Here is a 13,262-nt window from a genome sequence, read left to right as displayed (position 1 = left end):
GCACCCCGGCCCCAAGTTGCAACTCCGACGCGCCCAGCACCTATCCCGCAACCTTGTGGTCAAGCGCGGGGGCTTGGGCTAGTCCGCGCAGGAACGGGAACGGGGAGTTCGGCGCATGGTGAAGATGGGAACGGTCTGGGACCGCACGATCGAGGTGCTCAACGGGCGCACCGGCATGATCGCGCCGATCGCGCTGCTCGGCATGCTGCTGCCCAGCGTCGTCCGCGACGGCTTCGCGGCCTATTCGACGCCGGGCACGATGCAGTTCGCCCTGGTCGGCATCGTCCTCGCGATCGGCACGCTGGCGGCGATGCTGTGGGCGCAACTCGCGATTGTCGGAATCGCGACCGATCCCGCCACCGACGCGGCCTCCGCGCGTCGCCAGGCGAGCGCGCGCCTGCTGCCCGCGCTCGGCATCACCGCGCTGCTCACCGCCCTCGCGATGCTGCTGGCGGTGCCGCCGGTGATAGTCCTGCTCCAGTCGGGGTTCGATTTCGCCGCCGCCGCCAATGGCACCAGCGCGCAGATGACCGCGCCCAGCGCGGGTGCGGCCGGGTTCACCGCACTCTATGGCCTTGCCTATCTGGTGGTGGCGATCTGGATCGGCGCGCGGCTGGTGCTGCTCAACCCGGTCATCCTTAACGAACGCCGCGGGATCGGCGCGATCCGCCGCTCGGTCCAGCTGACCAAGGGTCTGACATGGCGGATCATCGGCGTCCTGATCCTGTTCGCGATCGTCATGCTCGTCTCGACCTGGGCCGCGCAGTCGGTGACGGGGATCATCTTCCGCCTTGCGCTCGGCGCCGACGGGATCGTCACGGCCACCTTCCTGTCGGGCATCGCCGCGACGATCGTCACCACCGCCTTCACCGTGCTCGCGGCGGTCTTCACCGCGCAGCTCTATGTCGCCGTCAGAGAGAAACACGCCGTCCCATGAAGCTCGATTTCGCGACCGTCCTCACCGATGCCTGGACGTTGTTCAAGCGCGACCGCGACCTGTTGCTGCGGATCGCCGCGCCGTTCCTGTTCCTGCCCGCCTTCGCGCTCGCGCTCGTCGTCCCCGATCCGCCGATGCCGGTGGCAGGCGCCGGCGACAACGAGGCGCAGGCGATGGCCTGGGCCGACGCGGTACAGACCTGGGCGGCGGCGCATGGCGGCTGGTATCTGCTCGCCTATGTGATGAGCTTCTTCGGTACGTCGCTGTTCTACGGGCTGTATCTCGATCGCGACAAGCTCGACCTGCGTCAGGCGCTGACCCGCTGCCTGCGAATCTTCCCGCGCTTCCTGCTGGCGATGGTGATCGTGTCGCTGCCGGCGGGGGCAGGGTTGCTGCTCTATGCGATCCCCGGCCTCTACATCCTCGGCCGGACGATGCTGACCGGCCCGGCGCTGTTCGCGGAGGCGCCGCTCGGCGCGCTCGGCGCGATCCGCCGGAGCTTCGCGCTGAGCCGCGGCGCGGGACTGCCGCTGATGGGGCTGGCGGCGTTCAGCTACATTTCGGGCTGGCTCGCCGGCGCGCCGTTCATGATGCTCGACCGCGCACTGCGCGAGGGGGGTGAGCCCAACCCCGTGGCGCTCGTGATCGTCGATGCCGGCGCCGCGGTGGCGGCCATGGCGGCGGGCATCGCGATGGCGCTGATCGCGATCTCGGCCTATCGTCGCCTGGCACGGTAGGGCGCCGGTCCCCCAATAGACAACACCCCCCCCGGCGAAGGCCGGGGCCCAGGTGGAAAGGTCGCAGTAACCGGGCGCACCGCGCAGTTGGCACCGTCCCCAACTGGACCCCGGCCTCCGCCGGGGAGGTGGACCAAGTCGAATGGGATCGATGCAGTAGCGGGGGTGACGGAGTAGGGGGCTACCCCAGCGTCCCCAGATACGGAATCTGCGGCGCGGTCTCCGGCGGCAGCACCCCCGAGACCCGCGGATCGGGAAACGTCTCGATCGTCCGCTTCACCGCCACGAACCCCTGCGCGCGGTAGAAGCCCAGCGCGCTCGGATGATCGAGCGTGCAGGTATGCAGCCAGACCCGCGTCACCCCCTTCGCCCAGGCCCGCGCGCAGGCCTCCGCCATCAGCCACCGGCCATGACCTTGCCCCGCCAGTTCGGGGATCAACCCGAAATACGAGATCTCGCACGCGCCCGCCTCGCGGAAATCGAGTTCGAGCATCCCGACCTCGATCCCCGCCGGATCGAGCACCGCATACACCGCGATCCCCGGATCATGGACGATCGCCGCCAGCACCTCGTCCGCCATCACCAGCCGCGAGAACCACAGCCACGGGCCGCCGACGCGCCGGAACAGCGCGCGGTATTTCTCGAGTGCTGGCTTGTCCCACCGCACCAGCCTCAGCCGCGACCCCGGGCTCGGCTTGAGCGGCGGCCGCGTCCGCATCTCGAGCGTCGTGACGATCGTCGCCAGCGTGTCGCCGGCGACCGGGATCAGCGCCATCCTACGACCAGGTCGCGCGCGGTGGCAGGCTCATCAGGATCGCGTCGATATTGCCGCCGGTCTTCAGCCCGAACAGCGTGCCGCGATCGTAGACGAGGTTGAACTCGGCATAGCGCCCGCGCCATTCGAGCATCCGCGCCTCGTCGGCCGCGTCGAACGGCGTGTTCATCCGCCGCCGCACGATCCGCGGATAGGAATCGAGGAACGCCTCGCCGACGTCGCGCGTGAACGCGAAGTTGGTCTCGAAATCGCCATCGAGGTGATCGAAGAAGATCCCGCCGGCACCACGGCTGACCTTCCGGTGCGGGATGTAGAAATAGGTCTCCGCCCACTCCCTGAACCGCGTGTAGTGCGTCGGATCATGCGCGTCGCACGCCGCCTTCATCGTCGCATGGAAGTCGGCCGTATCTTCCTCGATCGGCAGCGGCGGGTTGAGATCGCCGCCACCGCCGAACCAGCGCTTGGTGGTGTTGAGGAAGCGGCAGTTCATGTGCACCGCGGGCACGTGCGGGTTGGCCATGTGCGCGACCAGGCTGATCCCGGTCGCGAAGAAGCGGGGATCCTCGCCCGCGCCGTGGATCGATTTGGCGAACTCGCCCTCGAACGTGCCGCCGACGGTCGAGACGTTGACGCCGACCTTCTCGAACACGCGGCCCTTCATGACGCCCATCACGCCACCGCCGCCCGGCCCGCCCGACGGATCGACCCGGTCCCACGGCGTATAGGCGAACGCGGCATCGGAACCCGCCTCGCGCTCGATCGCCTCGAATTCCGCGCAGATGCGGTCGCGAAGCGATTCGAACCAGTGGCGGGCGGCGGCTTGCTGGGGGTCGAGTTCGATCATGGCGCCACCCCTACCAAATCCTCCCCGGCACGGGGAGGGGGACCGTTCGGCTACTTGGCCGAAGGGTGGAGGGGGATTGCCACGAGCGTAACGACCGTGATGACGAGGCGGGGCGTTTGTGGTGAGCCCCCTCCACCATGCTTCGCACGGTCCCCCTCCCCGTGCCGGGGAGGATTAGCTCGGCCAGCCGCCCGTCTGGCGCAACGCCTCCGCCGCGACGATCCCCGCCGCCACCGAGATGTTCATCGATCGCAAGCCCGGCCGCATCGGGATCAGCACGCGCAGGTCGGCGCGCGCATGCACGTCCTCGGGCACGCCTGTCCCCTCGCTCCCCATCAGCAGTATGTCGTCGTCGCGGAACGCGGCCACGTCCAGCCGTACCGCGCCTTTGGTCGTCAGCAGCACGATCCGCCCGCTCGCCTGCGCCAGGAACGCGTCCCAATCGGCATGGCGCACGACGTCGACCGCGCCGACATAATCCATACCCGAGCGCGCCACGGCCTTTTCGCTCCAGGTAAATCCCATCGGTTCGATCAGATCGACGCCGATCCCCATGCACGCGGCGGTGCGCAGGATGGCGCCGACATTTCCGGCGATATCGGGCTGATAGAGGGCAATACGCATACCCGATCCTCTAGCGCGCCGAGCGTCCAAGGGTAACCCAAAGCAAAAGGGAGTTGGCAAAGCGCGGTCCCGCCGTCTATCAGACGATAGCCTCCGTGGGGACGGTCGGGCGGATTGGGCATAGGGTTTTGCGAAACCGACAGCTTAGACCGTCACGAAAAAAATAACGTGCAAGGGCGAGATGAATGGCGACAGTCGACGACATGGTTCCTCCCGGCGAATCGCCAGAGCCGTTTCACGAAGAGGCCCATGACCCTCGCCGCCGTGATTTCATCAACATCGCCGCCGTCTCGTTCGCCGGGGTCGGCGCGGTCGCGATCGTCCTGCCGCTGATCAACCAGATGAACCCCTCGGCCGACGTGCTCGCACAGTCGACCACCGAGATCGATCTGTCGAAGATCCTCCCCGGCCAGGCGATCAAGACCAGCTTCCGCAAGCAGCCCTTGTTCGTCCGCAACCTGACGCCGAAGGAAATCTCGGAGGCCGACGCGGTCGATATCTCGACCTTGCGCGATCCGCAGACACTCGAGCAGCGCACCAAGGCGGGCAAGAAGAACTGGCTGATCACGCTGGGCGTCTGCACGCATCTCGGCTGCGTGCCGCTCGGCGCGGGCGAGGGCGAGAATAAGGGCCCGTTCGGCGGCTATTTCTGCCCGTGCCACGGCTCGGCCTACGACACCGCCGCGCGCATCCGCAAAGGCCCCGCACCGACCAACCTCCACGTGCCGGACTATGCCTTCAATTCCGACACCGTCGTCACGGTAGGCTGAGGAAAACGACATGAGCTTTCCCTGGGCCAAGCAATACGAACCGAAGCTGCCGCTGACGCGGTGGCTGGATGAGCGGCTTCCCGTTCCCCGGCTCGTCTATAATTCACTCGGCGGCGGCTATCCCGTCCCGCGCAACCTCAATTACTTCTGGAACTTCGGCGTCCTCGCCGGCGCCGCGCTGGCGATCCAGATCATCACCGGCATCGTGCTGGCGATGCACTACGCCGCCAACGGCGCAGTCGCGTTCGACTCGGTCGAGAGCATCATGCGCGACGTCAACGCGGGCTGGTTCCTGCGCTATGCGCACGCCAACGGCGCGTCGATGTTCTTCATCGTCGTCTACACGCACATCTTCCGCGGGCTCTATTACGGCTCGTACAAGGCGCCGCGCGAGATGGTGTGGCTGCTCGGCGTGGTCATCTTCCTGCTGATGATGGCGACCGCGTTCATGGGCTATGTCCTCCCCTGGGGGCAGATGAGCTTCTGGGGCGCGCAGGTCATCACCGGGTTCTTCTCGGCGATCCCGCTCGTCGGCGACACCATCCGCATCTGGCTGCTCGGCGGATTCGCGCCGGACAACGCCGCGCTCAACCGCTTCTTCTCGCTGCATTACCTGCTGCCGTTCGTGATCGCGGGCGTCATCATCCTGCACATTTGGGCGCTGCACATCCCGGGCTCGAACAACCCGACCGGCGTCGACGTGAAGGGCGAGCAGGACACCGTGCCCTTCCACCCCTATTACACCGCGAAGGACGGCTTCGGGCTCGGCATCTTCCTGCTCGTGTTCGCCAGCCTGTTGTTCTTCTTCCCGAACTATCTCGGCCACCCGGACAACTACATCCCGGCGAACCCGCTCTCGACGCCCGCGCACATCGTCCCCGAATGGTATTTCTGGCCGTTCTACGCGATCCTGCGCGCCTTCACCGCGGACTTCATCCTGCCGGCCAAGCTCTGGGGCGTGCTGGCGATGTTCGGCTCGATCCTGCTGCTGTTCTTTCTGCCCTGGCTCGACAGCTCGCCGGTCCGTTCGATGAACTACCGTCCCAAGGCGCGGATCGCGTTCTGGGTGCTGGTCGCGGACATCCTGGTGCTCGGCTATTGCGGTGGCGCGCCGGCCAACGCGTTCTACGTGATCCTCAGCCAGATCTGCGCGGCCTATTACTTCGCGCATTTCCTGATCATCCTGCCGATCATCTCGCGCTCCGAGCGTCCGCGGCCGCTGCCCAACTCGATCACCGAGGCCGTGCTGGCCAATCACGGTGGGACGAGCCCTGCGCACACCGCCCTTGAGACGTCGCCGACGTCGTCCACGCCGCACGCCGCGCACTGATACGAACTCGAGGACACACACATGGTTCGTCTCATCGCATCCATCGTCGGCGCGGCCTTCGTGCTGGTGCTCGGCATCGCGCTCTTCGGCAGCATCTCGGGGGCGATCACCGACCCCGTCGCGCCGTCGGCCGAGAGCGTCGCGCATAAGCATCCCAAGGAACTCGAGCTCGCCTCCAATGGCGTGTTCGGCAAGTTCGACCGCCGCCAGCTCCAGCGCGGCTTCCAGGTCTACAAGGAGGTCTGCGCCGCCTGCCATTCGCTGCGGCTCGTGTCGTTCCGCGACCTGCAGAAGATCGGCTATTCGGAGCCCGAGGTTAAGGCGATCGCCAGCCAGTGGGTGATCGAGCAGCCGTCGATCAACCCGGAGACGGGCGAGCCCGCGACGCGCAAGAACATCCCGTCGGATCGCTTCCCGTCGCCCTTCGCCAACGAGGTCGCCGCCCGCGCCGCGAACAACAACGCGCTGCCGCCCGATCTCTCGCTGATCACCAAGGCGCGTGAGGACGGCACTGCCTATGTCCACTCGCTGCTGATCGGCTACACGACGCAGCCTGCTGCGCTGCTGAAGGAATTCCCGGACATCAAGACGCCCGAGGGTCTCCACTACAACCCGTATTTCGCGAACCTCAATATCGCGATGCCGCCGCCGCTGACCTCGGATGGTCAGGTGACCTATGCGGACGGGACGAAGCCCACCAAGGAGCAGATGTCGACCGACGTGTCGGCGTTCCTGACCTGGACCGCCGAGCCCAACCTCGAGGCGCGTCACGCCGCCGGGTTCGCGTCGATCATCTTCATCCTGATCTTCTGCGGGCTTGCCTGGGGCGCTTATCAGAACGTCTGGCGCGACGTTAAGCATTGATGATCGCAGGGCTCCCACGGTAAGGGCGCACGGATAGAGGGAGCGGCGGACGGGCGAACAGCCCGATCCGCCGCTTTCGTTTTGGCCGTAGCGCGGCGGCGCGATACGTCTGCCGCCCGTGCGAAGAAGGGAACGCCCATGTCCGATACCGAAGAGCGCAACGCCGACCTCAAGGCGCTGATCCGCACCATCCCGGACTTCCCCAAGCCCGGCATCCAGTTCCGCGACATCACCACCCTGCTGCTCGACCCGACCGGCTGGGCGACCGCGATCGAGCGGATGGTCGCGGCGGTCTCGGGCCCGGTCGATCTGGTCGCCGGCATCGAGGCACGCGGCTTCCTGTTCGCCGCCGCGCTTGCCGCGCCATTGAAGGCGGGCGTGCTGCTGATCCGCAAGGACGGCAAGCTCCCCGGCGCGACGATCGCCGAAGACTATGCGCTCGAATATGGCACCGACCGCATCGCGATCCACGCCGACGCCTTCGCGCCCGGCGCCCGCGTCCTGCTGGTCGACGACCTGATCGCCACCGGCGGCACCGCCCGCGCCGCGGTCCGCCTGCTCAACAAGGCGGGCGCGGTGGTCACGCACGCGCAGTTCCTGGTCGACCTCCCCGATCTCGGCGGCGCAGAGGCCCTACGCGCCGACGGCATCGACGCCACGGCGCTGATCGACTTCCCCGGCCACTGATCGCCCGTCAGCCACAGAAACCCACCAATCTGTTCCCCCGCGGACGCGGGGGCCCAGCTAAGTACCGCAGCACCCCGCCACCCCGGCCCCCCGCCTCCGCGGGGGAACAGCTAGGGTGTCGCCATGATCTTCGGCGTGGCTTTCTCCAGCCGCGCCGACCTCCACCGCTCCCCATCAGCAGCGCCGTCATATTGCTGAGCGACGAGATCGCCCGGGCGGCGCCCATACACGTCGTCATGCAATGCTTGCACCAAGCCCGTGCTTGGAGCGGACTGACCTACACCCCCCTAAATACCCCCCCGGCGGAGGCCGGGGTCCAATTGGGGAACGTCGCTAACGGGTGGCTGCGCGGAGTTACCCCTGTCGTCGCTATTGGACCCCGGCCTCCGCCGGGGAGGTGCCTTTCTTCCGGGCGTCCGAATACGCCCTCGCTGCGGCCACAGGAGTCGCTCCGGTCGCTCGATCACCACCCCCCGTCAGACCCCGTTCATGGAACTTGCGACATACAGAGTCCGTTGTGCGACGAATGGCGGCGCTTTGTGTCCGCTCTCCACGTACGGGAGAATCTCCATGTTTATGAAGCGCTTCGGCATTATCGGCCTGGCCCTGGGTCTCGGATTGGGTGTCGCGGGCTGCACCGACGGCTATGGCTATGGCGGCGCCGGAGTCGGCTATGCGAGCGACCCCTATTACGGCGGAGGCTATGGCGGCGCAGGCTATGGCGGCGGTTACGGCGGCTATGACGGGTTCGCAGGCTATGGCGGCCTGAACTCCTATTACGGTTGGAGCGGCGATTATTATTATCCCGGCTCGGGCGTGTACGTCTACGATCGCAACCGGCGCCCCTATCGCTGGAACGGCGACCAGCAGCGCTATTGGCAGGGCCATCGCGGCAATTACCGCGGTGGCGGCAACTGGGGCAATTTCGCGCGCGGCAACAGCCCCGCCGCACGCGACTATCGCCAGGATCGTCGCGAGGCCAACCGCGACTTCCGCCAGGACCGCCGCGAGGATCGCGGGCAACTCCGCAACGGCCAGATCACGCGCGACCAGTTCCGCGGCGAGCGCCGCGACGCGCGTCAGGGCTATCGCAACGAAGCCCGGCAGGACCGCCGCGAGTTCCGCCAGAACCGCGGCAATGGCGGTGGCGGTCGAAGCTTCGGTGGCGGCAACCGCGGCGGCAATCGCGGTGGCGGCGGCAACCGCACGCCACGCTAAGGCGCGCCGGGCTTAGGCGGACTGTGCAGGCGCGTCTTGGGGGCGCGTCTGCACCAGCCCGTTCGACACGAACGTCATCACCACCACGTCGTCCTGGTTGAACACGCGCATCCGGCTCTTGAAGATCCCCATTTCGGGCCGGCTCGCCGAGACGCGCTTTTCCAGCACCTCGTTCTCGCATCGCAGCGTGTCGCCCGGATAGACGGGCTTGACCCATTTCAGTTCGTCGATCCCGGGCGATCCGAGTCCCGCCTGCCGGTTCTCCTTCAGATGCGCGACCAGCATCGCCATCGTCATCGCACACGTATGCCAGCCGCTCGCCGACAGCCGCCCGAAATGCGTCGCCGCGGCAGCCTCGTCCGACAGGTGGAACGGTTGCGGATCATATTTCGTGGCGAAGTCCATCACCTCTTCGCGGGTCACGGCATAATGGCCAAACGACGCGGTCCTACCGACCTCGATATCCTCGAAATACTGCATGCGCGCGGCTCCTCTTATCGTTGCATCACCTTCTGGAAGGGCGCGTCGGTGCCGTCCAGCCCCGCCTCCGCCGGCAAGCCGATCAGGTCGCGCAGCAAAGGCTCGATCGCGACATTGTCGAAGCTCGCAAGCGTCTTGCCGCGCGCGAACGCAGGCCCGTTGGCGAGGAACAGCGCGCGCATCTCGGGCGCCATATTGTCATAGCCGTGCATGCCCCCGACGAACGTCTTGGTCGGCGCGCTCGGATCGACTCGCCAGCCGACATCGGCGAGGCACAGATAGCTCGGCACACGCGGATTGCGCCCATAATGGAACCGCGCGGGGATCTCCCCTTTGCGCCAGCATTGCAGGTGATCGTGGCGCTTGAGCAACCGCGCCTCGAGCGCCGCCTCATGCCCCGGCACCGCGAACAGCGTCGCATAGGGCCCGGTCTCGACCGTCCGGTAATCCGCCTTGTCCGCGATCGTGTCGAGCGCGACGACCCGGTCGCTGCTCGTCGCCGCCATGCCGTGGTCCGCGACGATCACCAGGTTCGCGCGCTGCCCGAGCGCCGCGAGCCCCTCGACCAGCGCACCGATGCTCGCATCGACGTCCGCAATCGCGCGCGTGACACCCGCGCTGTCGGGGCCATCCGCATGGCCGGCGCTGTCGACCGTATCGAAATACAGCGTCACCAGCTTGGGCCGGATCGCCGCCGGGCGCCGCATCCAGTCGAGCACCGCATTGACCCGCTGCGTCCCCGACACCTGCTGGTTGAACTGCTGCCAGTCCTCCGGCCGCGTGCCGCCGTCGATCGCGCCGTGGCTGTCGGGCTTCACCGTCCCGCCGACCGCGACGTTCGCGCCCGGCCAGAACATCGTCGCGGTCCGGATCCCGGCCTTTTCCGCATCGACCCAGATCGGCGAGCTCTCGCTCCACCAGAACGGATCGTCGCTCGCCATCGTGAAGGTCTCGCCCGGCCGCGCGGGGTCCTCCATCTTGTTGCCGACGATCCCGCTGCGATCGGGGCGCAGACCCGTCACCAGCGTCCAGTGATTGGGAAAGGTGATGCTGGGAAAGGACGGCCGCATGCTCGCGAACACCCCGCCCGCGCGCAGCCGGTTAAGGTTGGGCGTCACCCCGCGGTCGAGATAATCGGGCCGGAACCCGTCGATCGACACGAGGATCGTGACGGGCGCGCGCGCCTCCGAAACCGGCATCGCGGCGGCCGTCGTGCGCGGAGCAGGCGCGATGATCGGCGCGAGCGCGGGTGGCGTATAGGGATAGGCACAGCCGGAGACGGCGGTGGCCAGCATCGCGCCAAGGAAGGTCGCCGCAGTCTTCATAGATGGTCGTCCCGAACGAATCCCGAATGCCGCGCTCTCTACCGGCCATGCGCCACGTGCGGAAGCAGTGTGGACGACATGCGCGGTATTTATCGGCAGGCTCAGGGACGCATGGGGACGCGCTTCCCTATCGCGGGAAGCCCAGCGCGCGTGCAGCCATGCACGGCGACGGCGAGGACTCGTTTTCGAGCCTCGCCGCTTTCGCGATCAGCTATGCAGGAAGTGCATCACGTCGCCGTCATGGACGACATAGGCCTTGCCTTCCGCGCGCAGCTTGCCCGCCTCGCGCGCCTTCGATTCCCCGCCCAGCGCGATGAAGTCGTCATACGCGATCGTCTCGGCGCGGATGAAGCCCTTTTCGAAATCGCCGTGGATCTCGCCCGCGGCCTGCGGCGCGGTCGCGCCCGCATGGACGGTCCAGGCGCGCGCCTCTTTCGGGCCGACGGTGAAGAAGGTCAGCAGCTGGAGCAGCTTGTAGCCGGCGGTGATGACGCGGGCGAGGCCGGTCTCTTCCAGCCCCAGCTCGCCCAGGAACTCGCCGCGATCCACGGCGGGCATCGTCGCGATTTCCGCCTCGATCGCTGCCGACACGACGACCGCCTCGGCGCCCTCGGCCGCGGCCTTCTCGAACACGCGTGCCGACAGCGCATTGCCGTTCGCGGCATCGCCCTCGTCGACGTTGCACACGTAGAGGACGGGCTTGGCGGTCAGCAGCTGCGCCTGTGCGAACACGCGCGCCTCGTCCTCGTCCTTCGGCACCGTCAGCCGCGCGGGCTTGCCTTCGCGCAGCAATTCGAGCGCCTGGCCGAGCACGGCGGCGCCGATCTTGGCTTCCTTGTCGCCCTGCATGCCCTTCTTGGCGAGGTTGGGGACGCGCTTTTCCAGGCTTTCGAGATCGCTCAGCATGAGTTCCGTCTCGACGGTCTCGGCATCGGCGATCGGATCGACCTTGTTGTCGACATGCGTCACGTCGCCATTCTCGAAACAGCGCAGCACGTGGACGATCGCGTCGACCTCGCGGATGTTCCCGAGGAACTGGTTGCCGAGCCCTTCACCCTTCGACGCGCCGCGCACCAGGCCGGCGATGTCGACGAAGCCGAGCTGGGTCTCGATGATCTTCTGCGAGCCGGCGATCTTGGCCAGCGAGTCGAGCCGCTTGTCGGGCACGCCGACATTGCCGACATTGGGCTCGATCGTGCAGAACGGATAGTTCGCCGCCTGCGCCGCGGCCGTCTGCGTCAGCGCGTTGAAGAGGGTGGACTTGCCGACGTTCGGCAGCCCCACGATGCCGCAGCGAAAACCCATGATATGCCCTTGGTATGAGAATGTGCGCCGGGCTTTAGGGCAGGGCGGGGCGGAACGCCAGCATCAGGCCTCAGCCTTCGCTCCAACTCTCCCGTCATCCTGACGAAAGTCAGGATCCAGGGTCGCGAGGGGCGCCGTCCGTTACTCTGGATCCTGACTTTCGTCAGGATGACGGAACGTTCGACTGATCGACCCACTCGATTGCCGCAATGCAGCAAAATTACCGTACCGCTCGGTAGATAAACCGATCCCCGTGCGTATATCGCGTTCTGCCCGTCAGAATTTAGGAATAGCATGACCACCACCGCCAACGGCTTTGCCGCGCAATCCCCCGCAACGCCGCTCGCGCCGTTCAGCTTTGAGCGCCGCGCGCCGGGCAAGACCGACGTCGCGATCGACATCGCGTTCTGCGGCGTCTGCCACTCGGATCTCCACACCGCCAAGGGCGAGTGGGAGGGCACGCTCTACCCGTGCGTCCCAGGCCACGAGATCGTCGGGCGAGTCACCGCGGTCGGCGACGACGTCACCAAGTTCAAGGTCGGCGACATCGCCGGCGTCGGCTGCATGGTCGACAGCTGCGGCCAGTGCCCGTCCTGCACCGATGGCGAGGAGCAATATTGCGAGACGACCGGGTTCGTCGGCACGTATAACGGCCCCGATCCCGTGCTCGGCGGCCACACCTTCGGCGGCTATTCGGATCATATCGTCGTTGACGAGGGTTTCGTGCTGAAGGTCTCGCATCCCGAGGCCGATCTCGCCGCGGTCGCGCCGCTGCTCTGCGCGGGCATCACCACCTATTCGCCGCTCAAGCATTGGAAGGTCGGCCCTGGCCAGAAGGTCGGCATCGTCGGTCTCGGCGGTCTCGGCCACATGGGCGTAAAGATCGCCAACGCGATGGGCGCCGAGGTCTATGTCTTCTCGACCTCACCGAACAAGCGCGACGACGCCAAGCGTCTCGGCGCCAAGGACCTGATCGTGTCGAAGGATGCCGATGCAATGGCAGAGCATGTGAACAGCTTCGACTTCATCCTGAACACCGTTGCCGCACCGCACAATCTCGACCCGTTCCTCGAGCTGCTCAAGCGCGACGGCACGATGACTCTGGTCGGCGTGCCCGCCGAGCCGCATCCGTCGCCCTCGGTCGGCAACCTGATCTTCCGCCGCCGCCAGCTGGCGGGCTCGCTGATCGGCGGGATCGCGGAGACGCAGGAAATGCTCGATTTCTGCAACGAGCACGGCCTGGTGTCGGACATCGAGATGATCCGCATGGACGAGATCGAGCCGGCGTATGACCGCATGGTCAAGAGCGACGTGAAGTACCGCTTCGTCATCGACATGGCGTCGATGCCGACGGCCTGATCGGGCA

14 protein-coding genes are annotated in these 13,262 nt (G+C 66.9%); 8 read left to right on the top strand and 6 right to left on the bottom strand.

What is annotated here, in order from left to right:
* Positions 1–115: 115 nt before the first annotated feature.
* Positions 116–937, top strand: coding sequence for a glycerophosphoryl diester phosphodiesterase membrane domain-containing protein (locus tag ASE79_RS03005; RefSeq protein ID WP_056411587.1), 822 nt, complete (start codon positions 116–118; stop codon positions 935–937).
* Entirely contained in the window at positions 934–1,674 is a 741-nt protein-coding gene (locus tag ASE79_RS03000) for a hypothetical protein (protein ID WP_056411585.1), read from the top strand. The genes ASE79_RS03005 and ASE79_RS03000 overlap by 4 nt, the downstream gene beginning before the upstream one ends.
* 181 nt (positions 1,675–1,855) lie before the next feature.
* Here the strand turns inward: ASE79_RS03000 and ASE79_RS02995 are convergent, their stop codons facing one another.
* The 3 genes from ASE79_RS02995 to ASE79_RS02985 form a co-directional block, all read right to left on the bottom strand.
* A complete protein-coding gene (locus ASE79_RS02995) occupies positions 1,856–2,449 on the bottom strand; it encodes a GNAT family N-acetyltransferase (protein WP_056411583.1) in 594 nt (197 codons plus the stop codon).
* Between the two features lies 1 nt (position 2,450).
* A complete protein-coding gene (hemF, locus tag ASE79_RS02990) occupies positions 2,451–3,293 on the bottom strand; it encodes an oxygen-dependent coproporphyrinogen oxidase (protein WP_056411582.1) in 843 nt (280 codons plus the stop codon).
* 174 nt (positions 3,294–3,467) lie between these two features.
* Entirely contained in the window at positions 3,468–3,917 is a 450-nt protein-coding gene (locus tag ASE79_RS02985) for a tRNA (cytidine(34)-2'-O)-methyltransferase (protein ID WP_056411580.1), read from the bottom strand.
* Between the two features lie 203 nt (positions 3,918–4,120).
* Here ASE79_RS02985 and petA point away from each other — a divergent pair, with 203 nt between their 5' ends.
* The 5 genes from petA to ASE79_RS02960 all read left to right on the top strand — a co-directional run bounded on the left by petA (position 4,121) and on the right by ASE79_RS02960 (position 8,786).
* Positions 4,121–4,687, top strand: a complete 567-nt coding sequence (petA, locus tag ASE79_RS02980; protein ID WP_056413295.1) for a ubiquinol-cytochrome c reductase iron-sulfur subunit — start codon at positions 4,121–4,123, stop codon at positions 4,685–4,687.
* Between the two features lie 10 nt (positions 4,688–4,697).
* On the top strand, positions 4,698–6,017 hold the full coding sequence (locus ASE79_RS02975; protein ID WP_056411577.1) for a cytochrome b: 1,320 nt from the start codon (positions 4,698–4,700) through the stop codon (positions 6,015–6,017).
* Between the two features lie 21 nt (positions 6,018–6,038).
* The gene (locus ASE79_RS02970; protein ID WP_056411575.1) at positions 6,039–6,881 is read left to right on the top strand and encodes a cytochrome c1; all 843 of its coding nucleotides are present in this window, start codon (positions 6,039–6,041) and stop codon (positions 6,879–6,881) included.
* A gap of 138 nt (positions 6,882–7,019) precedes the next feature.
* Entirely contained in the window at positions 7,020–7,568 is a 549-nt protein-coding gene (locus tag ASE79_RS02965) for an adenine phosphoribosyltransferase (RefSeq protein ID WP_056411572.1), read from the top strand.
* A 570-nt stretch (positions 7,569–8,138) separates the two neighbouring features.
* Positions 8,139–8,786, top strand: coding sequence for a hypothetical protein (locus tag ASE79_RS02960; protein ID WP_156359500.1), 648 nt, complete (start codon positions 8,139–8,141; stop codon positions 8,784–8,786).
* A gap of 12 nt (positions 8,787–8,798) precedes the next feature.
* Here the strand turns inward: ASE79_RS02960 and ASE79_RS02955 are convergent, their stop codons facing one another.
* The 3 genes from ASE79_RS02955 to ychF form a co-directional block, all read right to left on the bottom strand.
* Positions 8,799–9,266, bottom strand: coding sequence for a MaoC family dehydratase (locus ASE79_RS02955; protein WP_056411568.1), 468 nt, complete (start codon positions 9,264–9,266; stop codon positions 8,799–8,801).
* Between the two features lie 14 nt (positions 9,267–9,280).
* On the bottom strand, positions 9,281–10,591 hold the full coding sequence (locus tag ASE79_RS02950) for an ectonucleotide pyrophosphatase/phosphodiesterase (protein ID WP_056411567.1): 1,311 nt from the start codon (positions 10,589–10,591) through the stop codon (positions 9,281–9,283).
* A gap of 207 nt (positions 10,592–10,798) precedes the next feature.
* Positions 10,799–11,896, bottom strand: a complete 1,098-nt coding sequence (ychF, locus tag ASE79_RS02945; RefSeq protein WP_056411564.1) for a redox-regulated ATPase YchF — start codon at positions 11,894–11,896, stop codon at positions 10,799–10,801.
* Positions 11,897–12,190: 294 nt separating this feature from the next.
* On the opposite strand from ychF, the gene ASE79_RS02940 reads away from it, so the two are divergent.
* Complete coding sequence (locus tag ASE79_RS02940) at positions 12,191–13,255, top strand: NAD(P)-dependent alcohol dehydrogenase (protein WP_056411562.1); 1,065 nt, start codon at positions 12,191–12,193, stop codon at positions 13,253–13,255.
* The last annotated feature ends 7 nt before the right edge of the window (positions 13,256–13,262 follow it).

It is taken from the genome of Sphingomonas sp. Leaf28 (assembly GCF_001421685.1).
Lineage (GTDB): Bacteria > Pseudomonadota > Alphaproteobacteria > Sphingomonadales > Sphingomonadaceae > Sphingomonas > Sphingomonas aurantiaca.
Note: the sequence above shows the minus strand (reverse complement) of the source record. Positions and strands in the feature narration are given on the sequence as shown.